Source organism: Sphingomonas sp. Ant20 (genome assembly GCF_000783375.1).
GTDB lineage: Bacteria > Pseudomonadota > Alphaproteobacteria > Sphingomonadales > Sphingomonadaceae > Sphingomonas > Sphingomonas aerolata.
On sequence record NZ_JRVI01000194.1, the window covers coordinates 1 to 19,974 of the forward strand.

At 67.1% G+C, this 19,974-nt stretch carries 19 protein-coding genes and 5 pseudogenes; 12 read left to right on the top strand and 12 right to left on the bottom strand.

What is annotated here, in order from left to right; all coding sequences use genetic code 11:
• The coding region (locus NI18_RS17765) for a tyrosine-type recombinase/integrase (protein ID WP_037531889.1) at nt 1–225 on the top strand (225 nt) is incomplete at its 5' end.
• Between the two features lie 7 nt (nt 226–232).
• On the opposite strand, the gene NI18_RS17770 is transcribed toward NI18_RS17765, so the two are convergent.
• The 4 genes and pseudogenes from NI18_RS17770 to rsmI all read right to left on the bottom strand — a co-directional run bounded on the left by NI18_RS17770 (nt 233) and on the right by rsmI (nt 3,176).
• The gene (locus NI18_RS17770; protein ID WP_037531890.1) at nt 233–832 is read right to left on the bottom strand and encodes a DedA family protein; all 600 of its coding nucleotides are present in this window, start codon (nt 830–832) and stop codon (nt 233–235) included.
• An 86-nt stretch (nt 833–918) separates the two neighbouring features.
• A pseudogene (gshB, locus tag NI18_RS17775) lies at nt 919–1,871 on the bottom strand (glutathione synthase).
• A gap of 64 nt (nt 1,872–1,935) precedes the next feature.
• Nucleotides 1,936–2,334 carry a YraN family protein gene (locus NI18_RS17780; protein ID WP_052149316.1) on the bottom strand — a complete coding sequence of 133 codons (399 nt, stop codon included), beginning with the start codon at nt 2,332–2,334 and terminating at the stop codon, nt 1,936–1,938.
• Nucleotides 2,331–3,176: a 16S rRNA (cytidine(1402)-2'-O)-methyltransferase gene (gene rsmI, locus NI18_RS17785; RefSeq protein WP_249403157.1), complete on the bottom strand. Its 846-nt coding sequence runs from the start codon at nt 3,174–3,176 to the stop codon at nt 2,331–2,333. The genes NI18_RS17780 and rsmI overlap by 4 nt, the downstream gene beginning before the upstream one ends.
• A gap of 10 nt (nt 3,177–3,186) precedes the next feature.
• Here rsmI and NI18_RS17790 point away from each other — a divergent pair, with 10 nt between their 5' ends.
• Entirely contained in the window at nt 3,187–4,401 is a 1,215-nt protein-coding gene (locus tag NI18_RS17790; protein WP_037531892.1) for a penicillin-binding protein activator, read from the top strand.
• A gap of 47 nt (nt 4,402–4,448) precedes the next feature.
• Here NI18_RS17790 and hemW read toward each other — a convergent pair.
• Nucleotides 4,449–5,620: pseudogene (gene hemW, locus NI18_RS17795) on the bottom strand (radical SAM family heme chaperone HemW).
• 43 nt (nt 5,621–5,663) lie between these two features.
• Between hemW and NI18_RS17800 the strand changes: the two are divergent.
• Nucleotides 5,664–6,221 carry a CAP domain-containing protein gene (locus NI18_RS17800; RefSeq protein ID WP_037531893.1) on the top strand — a complete coding sequence of 186 codons (558 nt, stop codon included), beginning with the start codon at nt 5,664–5,666 and terminating at the stop codon, nt 6,219–6,221.
• Between the two features lie 49 nt (nt 6,222–6,270).
• Here NI18_RS17800 and rdgB read toward each other — a convergent pair whose 3' ends face one another.
• On the bottom strand, nt 6,271–6,906 hold the full coding sequence (gene rdgB / locus NI18_RS17805) for an RdgB/HAM1 family non-canonical purine NTP pyrophosphatase (RefSeq protein WP_037531894.1): 636 nt from the start codon (nt 6,904–6,906) through the stop codon (nt 6,271–6,273).
• The gene (gene rph / locus NI18_RS17810) at nt 6,903–7,619 is read right to left on the bottom strand and encodes a ribonuclease PH (RefSeq protein WP_031441505.1); all 717 of its coding nucleotides are present in this window, start codon (nt 7,617–7,619) and stop codon (nt 6,903–6,905) included. Before rph ends, rdgB begins: the two co-directional genes overlap by 4 nt.
• Nucleotides 7,620–7,821: 202 nt before the next feature.
• Between rph and hrcA the strand changes: the two are divergent.
• From hrcA to NI18_RS17830, 4 genes and pseudogenes are all read left to right on the top strand, one after another.
• Nucleotides 7,822–8,864, top strand: a pseudogene (gene hrcA, locus NI18_RS17815) (heat-inducible transcriptional repressor HrcA).
• Between the two features lie 25 nt (nt 8,865–8,889).
• A complete protein-coding gene (grpE, locus tag NI18_RS17820; RefSeq protein ID WP_031394645.1) occupies nt 8,890–9,429 on the top strand; it encodes a nucleotide exchange factor GrpE in 540 nt (179 codons plus the stop codon).
• Nucleotides 9,430–9,566: 137 nt separating this feature from the next.
• The gene (locus NI18_RS17825; RefSeq protein WP_037531898.1) at nt 9,567–10,790 is read left to right on the top strand and encodes a threonine synthase; all 1,224 of its coding nucleotides are present in this window, start codon (nt 9,567–9,569) and stop codon (nt 10,788–10,790) included.
• A 95-nt stretch (nt 10,791–10,885) separates the two neighbouring features.
• Nucleotides 10,886–11,125, top strand: coding sequence for a hypothetical protein (locus tag NI18_RS17830; RefSeq protein WP_037531900.1), 240 nt, complete (start codon nt 10,886–10,888; stop codon nt 11,123–11,125).
• A 60-nt stretch (nt 11,126–11,185) separates the two neighbouring features.
• Here the strand turns inward: NI18_RS17830 and NI18_RS17835 are convergent, their stop codons facing one another.
• Together NI18_RS17835 and NI18_RS17840 are read right to left on the bottom strand one after the other, a co-directional pair.
• The gene (locus NI18_RS17835; protein WP_037531902.1) at nt 11,186–11,668 is read right to left on the bottom strand and encodes a hypothetical protein; all 483 of its coding nucleotides are present in this window, start codon (nt 11,666–11,668) and stop codon (nt 11,186–11,188) included.
• A complete protein-coding gene (locus NI18_RS17840) occupies nt 11,665–12,111 on the bottom strand; it encodes a copper chaperone PCu(A)C (protein WP_031441500.1) in 447 nt (148 codons plus the stop codon). The genes NI18_RS17835 and NI18_RS17840 overlap by 4 nt, the downstream gene beginning before the upstream one ends.
• Before the next feature lie 157 nt (nt 12,112–12,268).
• On the opposite strand from NI18_RS17840, the gene dnaK reads away from it, so the two are divergent.
• From dnaK to NI18_RS17855, 3 genes are all read left to right on the top strand, one after another.
• A complete protein-coding gene (gene dnaK / locus NI18_RS17845; protein ID WP_031441499.1) occupies nt 12,269–14,176 on the top strand; it encodes a molecular chaperone DnaK in 1,908 nt (635 codons plus the stop codon).
• A gap of 159 nt (nt 14,177–14,335) precedes the next feature.
• Nucleotides 14,336–15,472 (top strand): molecular chaperone DnaJ, encoded by a 1,137-nt coding sequence (dnaJ, locus tag NI18_RS17850; protein ID WP_037531905.1) that lies wholly within the window; start codon nt 14,336–14,338, stop codon nt 15,470–15,472.
• A gap of 125 nt (nt 15,473–15,597) precedes the next feature.
• On the top strand, nt 15,598–15,975 hold the full coding sequence (locus tag NI18_RS17855) for a hypothetical protein (protein ID WP_128082302.1): 378 nt from the start codon (nt 15,598–15,600) through the stop codon (nt 15,973–15,975).
• A 60-nt stretch (nt 15,976–16,035) separates the two neighbouring features.
• Here NI18_RS17855 and NI18_RS25890 read toward each other — a convergent pair whose 3' ends face one another.
• Both NI18_RS25890 and purB read right to left on the bottom strand, forming a co-directional pair.
• Nucleotides 16,036–16,257, bottom strand: coding sequence for a hypothetical protein (locus NI18_RS25890; protein ID WP_128082303.1), 222 nt, complete (start codon nt 16,255–16,257; stop codon nt 16,036–16,038).
• A gap of 100 nt (nt 16,258–16,357) precedes the next feature.
• Nucleotides 16,358–17,655, bottom strand: a pseudogene (gene purB / locus NI18_RS17860) (adenylosuccinate lyase).
• Between the two features lie 233 nt (nt 17,656–17,888).
• Here purB and NI18_RS17865 point away from each other — a divergent pair.
• Nucleotides 17,889–18,326: a hypothetical protein gene (locus NI18_RS17865; RefSeq protein WP_037531909.1), complete on the top strand. Its 438-nt coding sequence runs from the start codon at nt 17,889–17,891 to the stop codon at nt 18,324–18,326.
• Nucleotides 18,327–18,402: 76 nt separating this feature from the next.
• Here NI18_RS17865 and radC read toward each other — a convergent pair whose 3' ends face one another.
• Nucleotides 18,403–19,095 (bottom strand): DNA repair protein RadC, encoded by a 693-nt coding sequence (gene radC / locus NI18_RS17870; RefSeq protein ID WP_031441495.1) that lies wholly within the window; start codon nt 19,093–19,095, stop codon nt 18,403–18,405.
• 86 nt (nt 19,096–19,181) lie between these two features.
• Here radC and NI18_RS17875 point away from each other — a divergent pair.
• Nucleotides 19,182–19,974: pseudogene (locus NI18_RS17875) on the top strand (hypothetical protein); the annotation flags it as partial.

Below are 19,974 nucleotides of genomic sequence, written 5' to 3' on the forward strand. Positions count from 1 at the left end.
CGCCGCGCGGTCCGCGGGGCCCGCGAGCGGCTCGGGCTTGGCGAGCGGACGACCCCGCACGCGCTGCGCCACAGTTTTGCGACGCATCTGCTGGGACGCGGGGCGGACCTGCGCGCGTTGCAGGAGCTGCTCGGCCATGCGAGCCTCAGCTCGACGCAGATCTATACGCAGGTCGATGCGGCGCATCTGATGGACGTGTACCGCAACGCGCATCCGCGGGCGTAGCGCAGGGTCAGCCTTTCGGCTTCCATGTCAGCACGCGCCAGCCATAGGCGAGTGCGATGATGACGAACGTCGCGACCGACACCGGGCCGATATAGCGGTCGAGCTGCTGGAAGCGCGAGCCGAGCAGGATGCCGGCATAGGCGAGCACGGTGTTCCAGATCGCGCTGCCCGCAGCGGTCCAGATCACGAACTTCCACAACGGCATGTACGTCATGCCGGCCGGGAGCGAGATGATCGTCCGGAAGGTCGGCATGAAGCGGAAGACGAAGATCACCCAGCCGCCGCGCTTCACGAAGAACCGGTGGACCTTCTCGATATCCGACCATTCGATCGTCAGCCAGCGGCCATGCCGCTCGACGAACGGACGGAAGCGCTCGTAGCCGATGTTCCGGCCGATATAATACCAGAAGTAATTGCCCGCGACCGACCCGATCGTACCCGCGACGATCAGCGGCACGACCGCCATATGGCCGCGCGCGACGGCAATGCCGCCGAGCCCCATGATCACCTCGGACGGCACGGGCGGGACGATATTCTCGAGCGCCATCAGCAAAAAGATGCCGAAATAGCCGCCCCAGGCGATCAGGTTGATGATAAATTCGGTCATGGCTAACCGATACTTCCGGGAGGCCGCATGTGTTCCCTCGACAGCGCGGTCGCACCATCCCGGCCTGAACCGGGATGGTGGTTTTCCTACCGCGCCGCGACCTTCGCCTCGATCGCGTCCCAGATCATCGCGGAGACGTCAGTGCCGTCGAATCGTTCGATCGCGACGATGCCGGTGGGCGAGGTCACGTTGATCTCGGTCAGCCACTTGCCGCCGATCACGTCGATGCCGACGAACAGCAGCCCGCGCTTCCTGAGTTCAGGCCCGAGGACCGCGCAGATCTCGCGCTCGGTCGGGGTCAGCTCGGTCTTTTCCGCCGAGCCGCCGACCGCGAGGTTGGAGCGGATCTCGCCCTCGCCCGGCAGGCGGTTGATCGCGCCGGCGACTTCGCCGTCGACCAGCACGATGCGCTTGTCGCCCTTGGCCACGTCGGGAAGGAACGCCTGGACCATGTGCGGCTCGCGCCACGTCATGTTGAACACCTCGATCAGCGCGGACAGGTTGGCACCGTCCGATTCGACCTTGAAGATCGCCTTGCCGCCATTGCCGTGCAGCGGCTTGATCACGATCGCGCCGTGCTCGGCCAGGAAGCGCGCGCCTCGTCGAGGCTGCGCGTGACGAGCGTCGGCGGCATGAACTGCGGATAGTCGAGCACGAACACCTTTTCGGGTGCGTTGCGGACCTGTGCCGGGTCGTTGACGACCAGCGTCTTGCCGGCGATCCGCTCGAGCAGATGCGTCGCGGTGATGTAGCCGAGATCGAAGGGCGGGTCCTGCCGCATGAGCACGACGTCGGCCTCGTCGCCGAGATCGAGGTTTACCGGCTCGCCGACGCTGAAATGATCGCCGGTCACGCGCTGCACGGTGACGGGGTGCGCCTTCGCCCAGACCCGGCCGTCGCGGTAGTTGAGATCCTCCGCGGCATAATGGAACAGCCGGTGCCCGCGCTTTTGTGCGGAGAGCATCAGCGCGAAGGTCGAATCGCCCGCGATATTGATGCTGTCGAGCGGGTCCATCTGGACGGCGACGGTGAGGCTCATGCGTCTTCCTTCTATGCGGTCGAGCGCATGTAGGTGCGCGCGGGCCGCAAGTCACCCGACCCGCTCAGCCGATCCATGCATTCTCGATATGGCGGGGGCGCGTGCCGGGCGCGAGCAGGATGACGTCGACGCGGATGTCGTCGCCGGGCCCGGCATAGCGCGGCATCAAAAACTCTGCCGCCGCGGCGACCCGCGCGAGCCGCCGCTCGTCGATCGCGAAGTCGAGTTCGGCGGCGGTCGCGCGCGTCTTCACCTCGACGAACGCGACCAGCGTCCCCTTGCGCGCGACGATGTCGACCTCGCCCGCAGGCGTCCGCACGCGGCGGTCGAGGATGCTCCAGCCCTTTAGTCGCAGCCACCAGCCGGCCAGCCGCTCCCCGCGCCGCCCCGCAGCTTCCGCGACCTGTCGATCGGCGGTGCTCGCCGTCCGCCTGCGGGAGGGGCGCGGGGCGGGGAGGGTCACCCCTTCGCCTTCAATTCGAGCGCGCGGGCGTAGAGCGTCTTGCGGTCGAGCCCGAGTACCTTCGCAACCTCGCTCGCGGCCTGGCCGGTGGAGAGGCGGGTGAGGGCATCGGCCAGCGCCGTGTCGGCATCCGCCGCGCTGGCCGGGGGGGCGTCGCCGGGGGGGGCGATGACGATGACGATCTCGCCACGCGGCGGGGCGTCGGCGTAGCGAGTGGCGAGGTTCGTCAGCGTGCCGGTCACCGCCTCCTCGAACCGCTTGGTGATCTCACGTGTGACCGCCGCCTCACGGTCGCCGAGTCCTTCGGCGAGCGCGGCAAGGCTGGCACCGAGACGCGGACCCGATTCGTAGAGCACCAGCGTCGCGCGGATCGTCGCGATCTCGGCGATCGCCTCCGACCGGGCATGCGCCTTGGACGGCAGGAAGCCGACGAACAGGAAGCGATCGGTCGGCAGGCCCGCCAGCGTGAGCGCGGCGACCGCGGCGCAGGGGCCGGGGATCGTCACCACGAGATGCCCCGCCGCGCGCGCGTCGCGCACCAGCTTGAATCCGGGATCGGAAATCAGCGGCGTGCCCGCGTCGGACACCAGCGCCACCGCCTCGGTCGCCATCCGCGCGATCAGCGCGGGGCGGACGCCCTCGGCGCTGTGATCATGATAGGGGACCATCGGCGTCTTGGTCCCGACATGGCGGAGCAGACCGGCGGTGACGCGGCTGTCCTCGACCGCGACGACGTCGGCACGCGCGAGGATATCGGCGGCACGCGGCGACAGATCACCGAGATTGCCGATCGGCGTCGCGACGATGTAAAGGCCGGGGTTCAGTGGAGTTTCAGGGTTCATGGGGATTGTCATGGCAGACGCAGCGACGATAGGGCAATCGGCCCGGCACCGGATGCGCGCGTTTGGGCGCTCGGCGGCACTCACGATGGCCTGCCTGCTGGGCGCGTGCCAGACGATCGTCCCGCGCGGTCCCGTCGAGCCGTCGCAGCAGCGCCCGACCACCCGTCCTGCCGACACGCCCACGATCGGGGTCGAGACCGGCATCCCGCGCGATGCCGAGCGCAACCGCGTCGCGCTGCTCGTGCCGCTGTCGGGAAGCAATGCGGGGGTCGGCACGTCGATCGCCAATGCGACGATGATGGCGCTGCTCGACACGCAGAACCAGCGCGTGCGGATCACCAATTACGATACCGCGACGGGTGCCGCGGCTGCGGCCCAGCGCGCGATCGCAGAGGGTGCGCAGCTGATCCTGGGGCCGCTGTTGTCCGAGGACGTGCGCACGGTCGCGCCGATCGCGCGCGCGGCGGGCGTGCCGGTGCTGAGCTTCTCGAACGATCTCGGGGTGGCCGGCAACGGCGCCTATCTGATGGGCTATGTGCCGACCCAGTCGATTTCGCGCGTCGTCGATTTCGCGCGCGAGCGCGGCGTGTCGAACTTTGCCGGGCTGGTCCCGAACGGACTGTATGGCGAGCGCGCCTCGACTGCATTCCTCCGCGCGGTCGAGGGGGCGGGCGGCCAGGTCGTGTCGCTCCAGACCTATGGCCGGACGGCCGGTGGCGTGTCGGGCGCGGTCACGCGGCTCGCCGCAAAGGCACCCTATGATGCCGTGCTGATCGCCGACAGCGGTTCGACCGCGGCGTCGGCGGCGGCGCTGGTGAAGCGCGGCGCGGGCGCATCGACCCGGATCCTCGGCACCGAGCTGTGGAATTCCGAATCGAGCGTCGCCGCCAAGCCGGCGTTGAACGGCGCCTGGTATGCGAGCGTGTCGGATACGTTGTACCGGCAATATGCCGCCAAATACCGCGCACGCTTCGGCAGCGGACCGTACCGCCTGTCGAGCCTCGGCTATGATTCGGTGCTGCTGACGGTGCGGATCGCGCGAGACTGGAAGCCGGGGACGGCGTTCCCCGTGTCGCGGCTGCGCGATGGCGACGGCTTTTCGGGCATCGACGGTGCGTTTCGCTTCGGCCGCGACAATGTCGCCGAGCGCGCGCTGGAGGTGAAGGAAATCCGCGGCGGCACGACGAGCGTGGTGTCGCCGGCGCCGACCGGCTTCGGGAAATAAGCCAGCGCCTTACCGGCCTTCCCGCCTGCGCGGGGAGGCCGGCAGGGTTACGCCGTCACGATCTCGGGCAGGATCGCGTCGAGCAGCAGCGCCCCCGCTTCGGTGACGCGCAGCCGGCCCGGTGAGCGGGCGACGAGGCCGAGATCCTCGAGCCGTGCGACGGCGGCGAGATCCACCGGCACCACGCCGGCGTTGAGCTGCGTGATCCGGTCGAGATCGACTCCCTCGGCCAGGCGCAGCCCCATCAGCAGCGCCTCGGTCGCGCGCGCGAGGGGGTGAGGGGCTCCTCGACCTCCATCCCGTGGCCGTTGCGCTCGATCGCCGCGAGCCAGTTTTCGGGCTTCTTGCGGCGCACTGTCGCCAGGCCGTCGCGGCGACCATGCGCCCCTGGGCCGATCCCGGCATAATCCTGGTAGCGCCAATAGGCGAGATTGTGGCGGCTCTCCGACCCCGGCCGCGCGTGGTTCGAGGTTTCATAGGCGGGGAGCCCGGCGGCTTTGGTGTCGGCGCGTGTCGCCTCGAACAGGTCCGCCGCGCTGTCGCCGTCGGGAATGACGATGCGGCCTGCCAGCGCCTCCGTCGCGAACCGCGTGCCGGGCTCGATCGTCAGCTGATAGAGCGACAGATGCTCGGTCCCGAAGCTCAGCGCGCGCGCGAGTTCGGCGCGCCAGTCGGTAAGACGCTGGCCGGGGAGCGCATAGATCAGGTCGAAACTCACGCGCGGAAAGACGCTCTGCGCGGTTGCCAGCGCGGCCTGCCCCTCGTTCACGTCATGCGCGCGGCCGAGGAATTTCAGCGCCTGATCGTCGAGCGACTGCAATCCCAGCGACACGCGGTTGACGCCTGCGCTCGCGAGGTCGGCAAAGCGCGCGGCCTCGACCGAGGAGGGGTTGGCCTCGAGCGTGATCTCGATCCCCTCGGCAAATCCCCAGGCGCGTTCGGCGGCGTCGAGGATCGCGGCGACCGTTGCGGGTGGCATCAGCGAGGGCGTGCCGCCGCCGAAGAAGATCGACTGGAGCTTGCGTCCCGGCAGCACCGACGCTTCGTGCGCGAGGTCGGTGAGCAGCGCCGCGCGCCATGCCGCCTGATCGACGCCCTCGCGGACATGGCTGTTGAAGTCGCAATAGGGGCATTTCGACACGCAGAACGGCCAATGGACGTAGAGCGCGAGGTCCCCCGAAGGCGGCGGGGCGGGGCTTGGCGTTTCGATCGGGGGCATTATCTCGCGCATATGGTCGCACGGAGCGACAGAAGGAAGCGCAATGACGGTTCGGTTGGGTCTGGCAGTTGCGGCGGCGTTGTTCGCCGGCGCTTGCGCGCAGGGGCCAGAACGCGTCGTGGAGCGGCGCGAGACGCAGGCGCCGGCACCGCGCGGGCCTGCGCTACTCAAGGCGGCGATGATGGACGGGCACAATACCGCGCGGGCGGCCGTGGGTGTCCCGCCGCTGGTGTGGAGCGATACGCTCGCGACCACCGCGCGCGCCTATGCCGAGGAAATGGCCAATACGCGCAAATTTGCGCATGCGCATCAGGTTCAGGGGCCGGGCCGCGAGGGCGAGAATCTGTGGACCGGCACGCGCTATGCCTATGCCTATCCCGAGATGATCGGCCACTGGGTCGCCGAACGGAAGGATTTCGTCAACGGCGTGACGCCCGCGTTCAGCCGGACCGGCAAATATGAGGATGTCGCGCACTACACGCAGATCGTCTGGCGCAATTCGACCGCGGTCGGATGCGCGATGGCGAGCAACGAACGCGACGATTATCTGGTGTGCCGCTATTCGCCGCCGGGCAATGTGGTGGGCGAGCGTAGCTACTAGGCACCCGAGATCGCCGGACCGTCACCGGGGGTGACGGTCCGGCGGCGTTTCAGAACACGGCGGCCTTCAGCAGTTCGAACGCGACGTTCCTGTGGCTGATCGCGTTCTTCGTCTCGTGCGGCAGCTCCGCATAGGTCTGGTCATGGCCCAGCGGCACGAACATCGGGTCATAGCCGAAGCCGACCTTGCCGCGCGGCGGCCAGACCAGCGTGCCCTCGGCGCGGCCTTCGAACCATTCGACATGCCCGTCGGGCCAGGCGAGCGCGAGCACGCTGACGAAATGCGCGCCGCGGGTCGCGTCGGGACCCTTGGCGGCGAGCGCGTCCTCGACCTTCTGCATCGCCATCGACCAGTCGCGACCGGTCGGCGTCTCCGCCCAGTCGGCGGTGTACACGCCCGGATCGCCACCCAGCGCATCGACGCACAGCCCGCTGTCGTCGGCGAGCGCGGGATAGCCCGACAGATCGGCGGCGGAGCGTGCCTTCAGCTCGGCATTGGCGAAGAAGGTCGTCCCGGTCTCGACCGGCTCGGGCAGATCGAGATCCGCCGCCGACACGACGTCGAACCCGCGCCCTGCGAGCAGGTCGGCGATCTCGCGCACCTTGCCCTTGTTGTGGCTTGCGATGACGAGCTTGCCGGGCTGGAGCTTGCGGATCGCCTGGGGGGCGCTGCCTTCGCCGCTCACTTGGCGACCGCCTTGGCCTGTGCCGCGAAGATGTCCGCGCAGCCGATGCGGGCGAGCCGCAACAGGCGGAGCAGCGCCTCCTCGTCATAGGTCGCGCCCTCGGCCGTTGCCTGCGCCTCAGCGATGTTGCCGTTTTCGAGCAGGACGAAATTCGCATCCGCATCCGCACCCGAATCCTCGATATAGTCGAGGTCGAGCACGGGGTTGCCCTGATAGATGCCGCAGCTGATCGCGGCGACCTTCTGCGTCAGCGGGTCGGCGGTCAGCTTGCCGCTGTCCAGCAGTCCGTCGATCGCGAGCCGCAGCGCGACCCAGGCGCCCGAGATCGAGGCAGTGCGCGTGCCGCCGTCGGCCTGAAGCACGTCGCAGTCCAGAACGATCTGGCGCTCGCCGAGCAGCTTCAGGTCGGTGACGGCGCGGAGCGAACGGCCGATCAGGCGCTGAATCTCCTGCGTGCGGCCCGACTGCTTGCCCTTGGCTGCCTCGCGGTTGTTGCGCGTGTTGGTCGAGCGCGGGAGCATGCCGTATTCGGCGGTCACCCAGCCTTCGCCCTTGCCGCGCAGGAACGGCGGGACCTTTTCCTCGATGCTGGCGGTGACGAGCACCTTCGTGTCGCCGAAGCCGATCAGGACGGAGCCTTCGGCGTGCTTGGTGAAGCGGGGTTCGATCGTGATGCTGCGCATCTGGTCTGGGGCACGGCCGGATGGGCGCATGATGTAATCCTAAACTTCTTCCGTTCGTCCTGAGTAGCTGCTGAGCTCGTCGAAGCGGCGTATCGAAGGATCGGCCCGCTTGGGGCACATCCTTCGTTACGGGGCTTCGACTTCGCTCAGTCCCTACTCAGGACGAACGGGTGGTGGGCAATAAGCGCTGCCTAGCCTTTCGCATTCCGGCTCGCCAGCCTAGATCAGCCGCATGGCCACGCCCCCCGTCACCGAACTGACGACCGCGCGCGCGATATTTTTCGTGCGGTCGTCGACAGCTATCTCGCCAGCGGCACGCCGGTGGGGTCGAAGACGATCGCGCAGTTGACCGGGCTCAGCCTGTCGCCCGCCTCGATTCGCGGGGTGATGGGGGAGCTCGAAGGGCTGGGGCTGCTCGCCAGTCCGCATACGAGCGCGGGGCGGATGCCGACCGATCGCGGCCTGCGGCTGTTCGTCGACGGGATGATGCAGGCGATGGAGCCGTCGTTCGAGGAGCGCCAGACGATCGAGGCGCGCGCCGGCGTCGGTGGTCCGGTCGAGGAGGCGCTCGCCGCCACCACGCTTGCATTGTCGGGGCTGTCGGCGTGCGCGGGGTTGGTGATGGTGCCGAAGCGCGAGATGACGCTGCGCCAGATCGCGTTCGTCGCGCTGTCGCCCGATCAGGCGCTCGCGGTGCTGGTCAGCGAGGATGGCTCGGTCGAGAACCGCGTGATCGCGCTGCCCAAGGGGATGTCGCCATCGACCTTGGTCGAGGCGGGCAATTACATGTCGGCGAAGCTCGGCGGGTTGACGCTGGCCGAGGCGCGGCTGCGGATCGAGCGCGAGCTGGCGGACGGGCAGGCGGCGCTCGACGGTGCGGCGCGGATGCTGGTCGAGGGCGGGATCGCGGTGTGGAGCGAGGATGCGGATCGCCGCCCGGTGCTGATCGTCCGCGGGCAGGGGCGGTTGATCGATGCCGCCGCCGCCGCCGATCTCGACCGGGTCCGCGACCTGCTCGACGATCTTGAGGGAAAACAGGAGGTCGCATCGCTGCTCGACAGCGCGCGGGCGGGCGATTCGACGCGGATCTTCATCGGCGCGGAGACCAAATTATTCGCCCTGTCCGGCTCGTCGGTGATCGCGCGACCGTTCCGCGGATTGGACGGGCGAGTGGTCGGCGTGGTGGGCGTGATCGGCCCCACGCGGTTGAACTATGCGCGCGTCGTGCCCATGGTGGATTTCACGGCTGCAACGCTCGCCCGGTTGATGGGTTGAGCCGGCCCAACTTATAGGGAAAACAATGTCCGATATCGATCAGAACACGCCTGCCGACCTGCGCGAGGAGACCGCCGAAGCCGCACCCGAAGTGGCCTCGAACGATCGCGTCGCCGAGCTGGAGAACCAGCTCGCCGAGGCCAAGCAGAATGTCCTCTATGCGCAGGCCGAGGTGCAGAATGTCCGCCGCCGCGCCGAGAAGGAAGCGCAGGACGCGCGCGCCTATGCCGCCACCGCGTTCGCGCGCGACGTGCTGTCGGTTGCCGACAACCTCGCCCGCGGCCTGTCGGCGATCCCGGCGGACCTGCGTGCGGACGACAAGATGAAGGGCCTCGTCACCGGGCTCGAGGCCACCGGTCGCGAGCTGGAGAGCGTGTTCCAGCGCCACGGCATCACGAAGATCGCGGCCGAGGGCCAGATGCTCGACCCGAACAAGCATCAGGCGATGCTGGAGATCCCGAGCGACCAGCCGGCCGGGACGATCGTCCAGGAAATGCAGGCGGGCTACATGATCAAGGATCGCCTGCTGCGGCCTGCGATGGTGGGCGTCGCCAAGGCGGGGTGAGCCTGTCGGTCTGGTGTTCTCCCGCGAAGGCGGGAGGCCAGGGTTTCAAACGCTGTCGCCTGTGACCCTGGGCCCCCGCCTTCGCGGGGGAACGGCAGGAGGCGGCGCTCAACTTTCTGCCTCGCCGGGATGACGCCATGAACGAGAATCTGACCACCGATCGCGAGACGTTCGTCACGCATCTCGAATGTTCGATCACCGGCGAACGCTATGAGGCGGACCAGCTTCATGGCCTTTCGCGTGCGGGCAGGCCATTGCTCGTCCGCTACGACCTCGACGCGGTGCGGGCGACAATCTCGCGGGACACGATCGAGGCGCGTCCCACCGATCTATGGCGGTGGCGCGAGCTGCTGCCCGTGCGGCAGACGTCCAATATCGTCAGCCTTGGCGAGATCGAGACGCCGCTGGTGCCGATCCCGAAGTCCGGTGGCCCCAACGTCCTCGTGAAGGACGAAGGGCGGCTGCCGACCGGCAGCTTTAAGGCGCGCGGGCTCGTCATGGCGGTGGCGATGGCGAAGGAGCTTGGCGTCACCAGGATCGCGATGCCGACCAACGGCAATGCGGGCGCGGCGCTGGCCGCCTACGCCACGCGTTGCGGGATCGAGACGATCGTGCTCTGTCCCGACGACACGCCCGAGATCAACGTCCGCGAGATTGCGATGCAGGGCGCGCGCGTTTGGCGCGTCAACGGGCTGATCGACGATTGCGGTGCGATCGTCGGCAAGGGCGCCGCCGAGGGGCGCTGGTTTGATTTCTCGACGCTGAAGGAGCCCTATCGGATCGAGGGCAAGAAGACGATGGGGCTAGAACTGGCCGCGCAGTTCGGCTGGAAGCTGCCCGATGCGATCTTCTACCCGACCGGTGGCGGCACCGGCCTGATTGGCATGTGGAAGGCGTTCGACGAGCTCGAACAGCTTGGCTGGATCGGCTCCGAACGACCCAAGATGTTTGCGGTGCAGGCGAGCGGCTGCGCGCCGATCGTCCGCGCGTTCGAGGCGGGTGAGGAGCATGCCGAGCGCTGGGAGGATGCGAGCACCGTCGCGGCGGGCATTCGCGTCCCCAAGGCGGTCGGCGACTTCCTGATCCTGCGCGCGGTCCGCGAGAGCGGCGGGCAGGCGATGGCGGTCGGCGATCCCGCGATCCTCAAGGCGGTCGAGGCTGCCGCGAAGCAGGACGGGCTGCTGCTGTGCCCAGAGGGCGGCGCGACGCTCGCGGCCTACACCCATGCGCTGAACACCGGTCTGGTCGACGAAGACGACCGCGTCGTACTTTTTAATTGTGCGACCGGACTGAAATATCCGATGCCCGAAGCGCCGCAAGCGCTTGATAGAACACAAGCTATCGATTTCGACGCATTGTAGGTGGCGAATCGCCACCGGCTGGGCTCGCTTTCCGGTGGTTGATATTAATCCATGTTATCTGCAACGGGGCGCCCTTCATCACGAAAAGGGCGGAAATGCAGAAGATTCTTCAGGTCGTGTGTGTCGTGCTGGTCGCGGCGGCGGTCAGGTTCGGCGGGCGCTGGTACATGTATGTCGCGCGCGGCGAGACCCCGTATGACGAGGTCGGCATCGCGCTGAACGGCTATGCGCCCGCGCCGCTGCGCGCCTGGGGCTGTCACAAGATGCAGGAGCGGTTCTTCGGGCAGTTGCCGCCTTATGGCTGTGCGGGACCGGATGGGCGCAGCTGGCTCTGATATCGTCCTAGCCCACGTCATCCCAGCGTTCGCTGGGGTGACGGTTTGGGGAGTGGCGGACTAGGCCGACACCTGCGGCTTGAACGGAAGCAGCGTCTCGTACTGCGCGAGCGGCGGGGCGCCTGCGACCGTCGCGCCGGCACGCAGCAGGAAGGCGTGGCGGACGATCTCGCCCTGCTGCTCTATACCGTAGCGGTGCAGCGCGACGCCGGGACGCAGCGCATAGTCGTAGCGGCACCACGGATGCCGTACGAGCGGGAGAAAGATACCGCGCTGGTGCTGCCAGATATGCGTCATCTCGTGGATGAACAGCCCTTGCAACGTCAGATGGGCGTGCGCGAAATCGTCGCACCACAGATCGCCCTTGGGGTGGAAATGGATGCACCCGCGCGGCGCCATCACCGTGTCGCGCGGCTGGAAGAAGGCCCATTTGCTGCGCGCCAGGCGCACCGGCGCATAGTCGATCGCATCGCCGAAGACCGACGCCGCGAGCCGCGTCTCGGCCGGGGTCAGCGCTCGCGTCGACCGATCGCGAACGCTCACTTGGTTCCGGTGTCGCCGGCGCCGACGACGGCCGCGTTCTGCAGGATTCTGGTGCCGTCGGCGAAGGTGAGGGTGAAGGTGATGGTGCGTTCACCGGGCTTGATGCCGGGATTTACGTCGAACAGCATCACGTGACGGCCGCCCGGCGCGAACACGACATCGGTCTTGGCCGGGATCTCGACGCGCGCGATCGGTTTCATCGACGACACGCCGCCGGCCGACATGCTCTCGTGCATCTCGCTCCGGATCGCGACATCGGTGGTGACGTTGATCAGCGTCGCATCGGCCGGCCCGCCATGGATCGTGAAATAGCCTGCTGCCGGTCCACCCTTGACCGCAGCGAGCCGGACCCACGCCTTCTCGACGGACAGCTGTTGCGGCTGTGCACAGGCCGCCACCCCGACCAGGGCCGTCACGGCAAAAATACCACGCATCGTCATCATCGCCACTTCATACCCCTCTTGCGATCTCTACGAGCCGTACAATCTTGCGGCAAGCGCGAGCCAACCTATATCGCGCCCATCAATCGAAAGGTTCCACTGCCGTAACGGGGTGGAGCCCGAGACTTTTTTTACGATGTGTGAGGGGCTATTTAAACTCATGGCTAAAGTAATCGGTATCGATCTCGGCACGACCAACAGCTGCGTTTCCGTCATGGAAGGTGGCAAGCCCAAGGTCATCGAGAATTCCGAAGGCGCGCGCACCACGCCGTCGATCGTCGCATTCGCCAAGGACGGCGAGCGACTGGTCGGCCAGCCGGCCAAGCGCCAGGCAGTGACCAACGGCGACAATACCATCTTTGCGGTGAAGCGCCTGATCGGCCGTCGTTTCGACGATCCGATCACCAAGAAGGACACCGAGCTGGTCCCGTACAAGATTTCGCGCGGGCCGAACGGCGACGCATGGGTCTCGGCCGGCGGCAAGGACTATTCGCCGTCGCAGATCTCGGCGTTCACGCTGCAGAAGATGAAGGAAACCGCTGAGTCGTATCTCGGCGAGACGGTCACGCAGGCAGTCATCACCGTTCCCGCATACTTCAACGACGCACAGCGCCAGGCGACCAAGGACGCCGGCCAGATCGCCGGCCTTGAAGTGCTGCGCATCATCAACGAGCCGACCGCAGCGGCGCTGGCCTACGGCCTCGACAAGCAGGACGGCAAGACGATCGCGGTCTATGATCTTGGCGGCGGCACGTTCGACATCTCGATCCTCGAGATTGGCGACGGCGTGTTCGAGGTGAAGGCGACCAACGGCGACACCTTCCTCGGCGGTGAGGATTTCGACAACAAGATCGTCCAGTTCCTCGCCGACGAGTTCAAGAAGGCGGAGGGCATCGACCTCGCCAAGGACAAGCTGGCGCTGCAGCGTCTGAAGGAAGCGGCCGAGAAGGCGAAGATCGAGCTCAGCTCGGCGCAGTCGACCGAGGTCAACCTGCCCTTCATCACCGCGGACCAGAACGGCCCGAAGCATCTGGTGAAGTCGATCACGCGCGCCGATCTGGAGCGGATGGTCGAGGACCTGGTCAAGCGGACGCTCGACCCCTGCAAGAAGGCACTCGCTGACGCCGGTCTGAAGGCCGACGACATCTCCGAGGTCGTGCTGGTCGGCGGCATGACGCGCATGCCGCGCGTCCGTGAAGTCGTGAAGCAATTCTTCGGCAAGGAGCCGCACACCGGCGTCAACCCGGACGAGGTCGTCGCGATGGGCGCCGCGATCCAGGCCGGCGTGCTGCAGGGCGACGTCAAGGACGTGCTGCTGCTCGACGTGACGCCGCTGTCGCTGGGCATCGAGACGCTGGGTGGCGTGTTCACCCGGATGATCGATCGCAACACGACGATCCCGACCAAGAAGTCGCAGACCTATTCGACCGCGGACGACAACCAGGGCGCGGTGACGATCCGCGTGTTCCAGGGCGAGCGCGAGATGGCGGCCGACAACAAGATGCTCGGCAATTTCGATCTCGTCGGCATCCCGCCGGCACCGCGCGGCGTGCCGCAGATCGAGGTCACGTTCGACATCGACGCCAACGGTCTCGTCAGCGTCTCGGCCAAGGACAAGGGCACCGGCAAGGAGCAGCAGATCCGCATCCAGGCATCGGGTGGTCTTTCGGACAGCGACATCGACCAGATGGTCCGCGATGCTGAGACCTTCGCCGAGGAGGACAAGAAGCGTCGTGCGGGCGCCGAGGCGAAGAACAACGCCGAGAGCCTGATCCACACGACCGAGCGTCAGCTTGCCGATAATGGCGACAAGGTGGACGATGCGCTCAAGACCGAGATCCAGGCCGCGATAGACGCGACCAAGGCCGCGGTCGAAGGCGGCGATGCCGATGCGATGACCGAGAAGAGCACCGCGCTCGCCCAGGTCGCGATGAAGCTCGGCCAGGCGATCTACGAGAAGCAGGCTCAGGCGGATGCCTCGCCGTCGGCTGATGGCGATGCGGCGAAGAAGGACGACGACGTCGTCGACGCCGAATTCTCGGAAGTCGACGAGAACCCGAAGGCGTAACTGAAACTCCCTCTCCCCAGGGTCCCATGAAAGTAATATTTTCATGGGTGCCGGTCGGGGGAGGAGGGGGCGGGGGTGAGGGGCAGTTCCGCGCGCTGTCGTCCGGAACGGCCCCTCACCCAACCCTCTCCCCGGAGGGAGAGGGCTAAGAGGGCCGTTATGAGTACCCAGACAGACTATTACGAACTGCTCGAAATCGAGCGGACCGCGGATGCGGGGACGATCAAGTCGTCCTACCGCAAGCTCGCGATGAAATATCACCCGGACAAGAATGCCGGTTGCAAGGATTCGGAGGCCCAGTTCCAGGCGGTCAGCGAGGCGTATGACTGCCTCAAGGATCCCCAGAAGCGTGCGGCCTATGATCGCTTCGGCCATGCCGCGTTCCAGAATGGCGGCGGCGGCGGTCATGGCGGCGGCGCGCAGGATTTCGGCGGCTTCAGCGACATTTTCGAGAGCGTTTTCGGCGAATTCATGGGCGGCGCGCAGCGCGGCGGCGGTGGCCGATCGTCGGCACGTCGCGGCGCGGATTTGCGGTACGACATGGAAGTCAGCTTGGAAGAGGCGTTCCACGGCAAGGCGACCGAGATCACCGTCGACGTCTCGGCCGTGTGCGACACGTGCGACGGGTCGGGCGCTAAGGCCGGTACGCGTGCCAAGACCTGCCAGCATTGCGGCGGTCACGGCAAGGTCCGCGCACAGCAGGGCTTCTTTGTGGTTGAGCGCGCCTGCCCGGTCTGCAACGGCGCGGGTCAGGTGATCGCCGATCCATGCCCCGATTGCCGCGGCGAGGGCCGGGTCGAGAAGACCAAGACGCTCAGCATCAACGTGCCGCCCGGTGTCGATGAAGGCACGCGGATCCGGATGACGGGCGAGGGCGAGGCCGGCGCGCGCGGTGCACCGGCGGGCGATCTCTATATCTTCCTCCACGTCACCAAGCATAATCTGTTCGAGCGCGAGGGTACGACGCTGTTCGCGCGCGCACCGATCAGCTTCACGGTCGCGGCACTCGGCGGATCGCTGTCGATCCCCGGCCTCGACGGGCGCACGCACGAAGTGAAGATCCCGGCGGGTATCCAGTCGGGCAAGCAGCTGCGTCAGCGCGGTGCCGGCATGCCGGTATTGCAGGGCCGCGGTCATGGCGATCTGGTCGTGCAGATCGACGTCGAGACCCCGACCCGCTTGTCGAACCGGCAGAAGGAACTGCTCGAAATGTTCCGCGAGACCGAGACCGGCGACGAATGCCCCGACAGCCAAGGGTTCTTCGCCAAGCTGAAGGGCGTCTTCGCCGCGGAATAGGCCGCGCTGCTTGGCGCGCGTGACAGGGGGATAGTGTGGCGGCAATCGGTGTGACGTTTCTCGCTTGCTGGCTGCTGATGCTCGCGGTGCCCACGATCCCCCTGTCTCGGTTCCTCCGCATGCTTTTGGTCGAGGCGCCGGTCAGGCGGGTGGCGCGGCTGACGCGCGGCGACGTCGCGGTCGGTCTGGTGCTGATTGCGGCAGCGTGCGTCATGATGTTCGCCGATGACGGCGACAGGGTCCGGGTTGCCATGATGGGCGCGCCCGACATCGCGATCTGGCTGGCATCGTTCGAAGTGTCGGCGTATCTGGACGTGTCGATTGGGTTGATCGGCGCGGTGTCGAGCCTGCGGATCCGGAGTTTGCCGGCGCGGCTGGCGTCGGTTTTACGACGTGGGCGGCCGGTGGGTGCAAACCGCCGTGCGATACGCGTGCGCAAACCCGACGCGCTTAGTTGCGCCAACGATGACGATCATCGACCGCGCCTTGCCTTTGCAGCCTGAAAAGCGGGAGCCTGCGACCCTAGCCGCGCCCCTCCTTGGAGGGGCGGGCGGGCCGATGGATCAGAGGGTGGAAATGACCACCCCGACCACCAGCGCTTGAGCCGCGATCGCCAGCATCGAGCTGGTCACGGTTTCGAACATGCGCATGGGTAGGTCTCCGATGCCGGAGTAGTATCCGGCATCAGTGATATGGCGATAGTTGCGAGTTGTCGCAATTTTGTAACATGAAATCGTAATTGCGTTGCGTGCACTTGGTGGGCTCAGCCTCTCCCCGCCCGTCATCCTGACGAAAGTCAGGATCCAGAGTAACGCGGTGCGGCGCTGCTTGGCTCCGGATCCTGACTTTCGTCAGGATGACGAGGGGGTAGTCGAACTTCCGCCGTTAGGCCGCGCCGAACACTCGGGCGAAGATCGTGTCGACGTGCTTGAGGTGATAGCCAAGGTCGAACTTGTCCTCGAGCTCGGCATCGCTCAGCGTCACTTCGGGATCGGCCTTGAGCAGGTCGAGCAGCGAGAGTGCGCCGTCCGAATCCCACACCTTCATCGCGTTGCGCTGGACGAGGCGATAGGCGTCCTCGCGGCTCACCCCGGCCTGCGTCAGCGCGAGGAGGACGCGCTGCGAATGGACGAGCCCGCCCATCTTGTTGAGATTCTTCTCCATCCGCGCCGGATAGACGACCAGCTTGTCCATCACCCCGGTCAGCCGCGCGAGCGCGAAGTCGAGCGTGATCGTCGCGTCGGGCCCGATGTACCGCTCCACCGACGAGTGCGAGATGTCGCGCTCATGCCACAGCGCGACATTCTCGAGCGCGGGCGTGACATAGCCGCGGACCATGCGCGCGAGACCGGTCAGGTTCTCGGTCAGGACCGGGTTGCGCTTGTGCGGCATCGCCGAGGAGCCCTTCTGGCCGGGCGAGAAATACTCTTCCGCCTCGAGCACTTCGGTGCGCTGGAGGTGGCGGATCTCGGTCGCGAGCCGCTCGATCGAGCTGGCGATCACGCCGAGTGTCGCGAAGAACATCGCGTGGCGATCGCGCGGGATGACCTGGGTCGAGACGGGCTCGACCGACAGGCCGAGCTTGCCCGCGACATAGTCCTCGACGAACGGGTCGATGTTGGCAAACGTGCCCACCGCGCCCGAGATCGCGCAGGTCGCGACGTCGGCGCGCGCCGCCACCAGCCTTGCGCGGTTGCGCGCGAACTCGGCATGCGCCTGCGCCATCTTGAGGCCGAAGGTGACGGGTTCGGCGTGGATGCCGTGGCTGCGGCCGATCGTCGGCGTCATCTTGTGCTCGCGCGCGCGGCGTTCGAGCACGACCAGCAGCGCGTCGAGGTCGGCGATCAGGATATCGCTCGCCTTGGCCAGCTGGACCGCGAGGCAGGTGTCGAGGACGTCGGACGAGGTCATGCCCTGATGCATGAAGCGCGCCTCGGGGCCGACATGCTCGGCGACGTTGGTCAGGAAAGCGATGACGTCATGCTTGGTCTCGCGCTCGATCTCGTCGATCCGGTCGACCTCGAACGCGCCTTTTCCCAGATCGCGGCCGCGGCCTCTTTCGGCACGACGCCGAGTTCGGCGAGCGCGTCGGTGGCGTGCGCCTCGATTTCGAACCAGATCTTGAAACGCGCTTCGGGCGTCCAGATCGCGACCATGTCGGGGCGGGAATAGCGGGGGACCATCGGGATTTCCTGTGGCTGGGGAGAGGAGGCGCGACGCGCGCCCCGGCGGGACCTACGGCGGCGATCGGTCGCGCGGTAGCAGGCCGGACGGCAAGGTTCAAACCCAACCCCGGGGGATCGGGCGATGCCGACGGAACCCTGTGCGGCAGTCATGCATTGATACCGCCTACTATCCGAACGAACGACCTTCGCGACTGGAAAGTCGCCACCTAGGTCGCAGCAGGAGAGAAGACATGCTGAAATTCACTCTACTTATCGGTGCGATCGCGCTCGCGACGCCGACATCCGCGCAGACCATGACCGGCGGCACGCCCAACTCACCGGCGCAGCCCATGGCGCAGACGGAATCTTCGCCGCAGTCGCCGTCATCTTCGACGATGCAGGGCAATCCTGCGGGAGCGACTGCGCAGCAGCCCGTCACGGGGGCGCAAGTGGCACAGGTCGTCGATGCGGAATTCCCGGGATATGACAAGAATGGCGACAATCTGCAGAGCACGTCCGAATTTGGCGCCTGGATGGTCGCGCTGAAGACGCAGTCGGACCCGACGACGGTCGCGGTCGCGCCCGAGACGCGCAAATGGGTCGACGGTGCGTTTGCGCAGGCGGATGCCGACAAGAACAAGATGCTGACCAAGACCGAGCTGACCAGGTTCCTGACCCAGGCCGGCTGAACCAAACGCGCGGGAGGACCCTCGCGACATCAAGGCCGCCGGCTGACCCCGGCGGCTTTTTTGCGTCACGCGCTCCTTAAATCAGCCCTTGCGCGCGAAGGCTTACATGGCCGGCAGTGCCGATGACGATGTGGTCGTGCACCGCGACCCCCAGCCGCTTGCCCGCCTCCGCGATCGTGCGGGTGATCTCGATGTCTGCGCGACTGGGGGAGGGGTCGCCGCTGGGATGATTGTGGACGAGGATGATCGAGGCCGAGCCGAGATCGATCGCGCGGCGGATCACCTCGCGGACATAAACCGCGGCCTGGTCGATCGAGCCCTCGCTCATCACCTCGTCGCGGATCAGCATGTTGCGCGTGTTGAGATGCAGGACGCGGAACCGCTCGATGACGTGATGCGCCATGTCCGCGCGCAGATAGTCGAGCAGCGCCTGCCAGTTGGCGAGCACCGGCCGCTCCCCGACGCGTGCCTGCAACAGGCGAAGCGCGGCGGCGTGCGCGATCTTGACCGCGGCGGTCGAAATCTCGCCCATGCCATCGACGCGCGCGAGCGCCGCCGGATCCGCGGTCAGCACCCCGCCAATGCCCCCGAATTCGCGCATCAGCGCCTTGGCGAGCGCCTTGGTGTCGGCACGGGGAATCGCGACGGCGAGGAGATATTCGATCAGCTCGTGATCGAGCAGCGCCTCTCCGCCACCCTCGAACAGCCGCTTGCGCAGGCGCGCCCGGTGCCCCTTGCGCTCGTCGACTATATCGTCTGCCCCCGCCATGGCCGGATGCTAGCACATCCAGCCGCAATTGCATGACGCCCCCGCTACCGCCTATGCAGGCCGGGAAAGCGTGACGGAGTAAGCGGTTGACCGAGACGAGCGAGACAGGGCCCGACCCTCGCCGTCACGCGCCGGCTCGCCGTCGCGGCGGGCTCGCGCGGATTCAGCGAATCGTGCTGGTCGTAGCACTCCTGCTGCTCGCCCTGCTCATCGGGGTCTGGGTACTCCGCAAGCAGATCGCGACGGGCTTCATCGATCGCGAACTCGCGCGGGCCGAGGTGCCTGCGCGCTACGAGATCGCCGATCTGGCGCTTGGCGGGCAAAGGCTGACCAATGTCGTGCTCGGCGATCCGGCCGATCCCGATCTGGTCGCAGACTGGGTCGAGACGCGGACCGGGATCGGGCTGTCGGGACCGTATCTGGAGGCGGTGCGCGCGGGGCGGGTGCGGCTGCGCGGGCGGCTGGTCGGTGGACGGTTGTCGCTGGGGGCGATCGACCGCCTCCTGCCTGCACCCTCGGGCAAGCCGTTCGCGCTGCCCGCGCTCGACGCGACCGTCGACGATGCGCGGATGCGGCTGGAGACGCCTTACGGGCTGGTCGGGTTGAAACTCACCGGGACGGGGAAGCTCGATAACGGTTTCCGGGGCTCGCTTGCTGCGGTCAGCGATCGGCTGAACGTTGGCGGCTGTACGGGCGACCGCCTTACCGCGACGGTCCGCGTGCGGATCGATGCGGCGAAACCGATCCTGAAGGGTCCGGTGCGGCTGGGGCGGCTGGCGTGCGGCGATTCGCGGGCGGACAGCGTCGTCGCGACGCTCGACCTGACGCTCGGTGCGGCGCTCGATCGCTGGCAGGGGCGGGCCGCGCTGGCGACCGGAC

Excerpts from the sequence above, each read along its gene's own strand:
- NI18_RS17800 (WP_037531893.1), top strand. The coding sequence starts at position 5,664 with ATGACGGTTCGGTTGGGTCTGGCAGTTGCGGCGGCGTTGTTCGCCGGC.
- NI18_RS17825 (WP_037531898.1), top strand. The coding sequence starts at position 9,567 with ATGAACGAGAATCTGACCACCGATCGCGAGACGTTCGTCACGCATCTC.
- NI18_RS17790 (WP_037531892.1), top strand. The coding sequence starts at position 3,187 with ATGGCAGACGCAGCGACGATAGGGCAATCGGCCCGGCACCGGATGCGC.
- rsmI (WP_249403157.1), bottom strand. The coding sequence starts at position 3,176 with ATGAACCCTGAAACTCCACTGAACCCCGGCCTTTACATCGTCGCGACG.
- radC (WP_031441495.1), bottom strand. The coding sequence starts at position 19,095 with ATGGCGGGGGCAGACGATATAGTCGACGAGCGCAAGGGGCACCGGGCG.
- NI18_RS17840 (WP_031441500.1), bottom strand. The coding sequence starts at position 12,111 with ATGATGACGATGCGTGGTATTTTTGCCGTGACGGCCCTGGTCGGGGTG.
- NI18_RS17830 (WP_037531900.1), top strand. The coding sequence starts at position 10,886 with ATGCAGAAGATTCTTCAGGTCGTGTGTGTCGTGCTGGTCGCGGCGGCG.
- rph (WP_031441505.1), bottom strand. The coding sequence starts at position 7,619 with ATGCGCCCATCCGGCCGTGCCCCAGACCAGATGCGCAGCATCACGATC.
- NI18_RS17770 (WP_037531890.1), bottom strand. The coding sequence starts at position 832 with ATGACCGAATTTATCATCAACCTGATCGCCTGGGGCGGCTATTTCGGC.
- NI18_RS25890 (WP_128082303.1), bottom strand. The coding sequence starts at position 16,257 with ATGACGGGCGGGGAGAGGCTGAGCCCACCAAGTGCACGCAACGCAATT.
- NI18_RS17865 (WP_037531909.1), top strand. The coding sequence starts at position 17,889 with ATGCTGAAATTCACTCTACTTATCGGTGCGATCGCGCTCGCGACGCCG.
- grpE (WP_031394645.1), top strand. The coding sequence starts at position 8,890 with ATGTCCGATATCGATCAGAACACGCCTGCCGACCTGCGCGAGGAGACC.
- dnaJ (WP_037531905.1), top strand. The coding sequence starts at position 14,336 with ATGAGTACCCAGACAGACTATTACGAACTGCTCGAAATCGAGCGGACC.
- dnaK (WP_031441499.1), top strand. The coding sequence starts at position 12,269 with ATGGCTAAAGTAATCGGTATCGATCTCGGCACGACCAACAGCTGCGTT.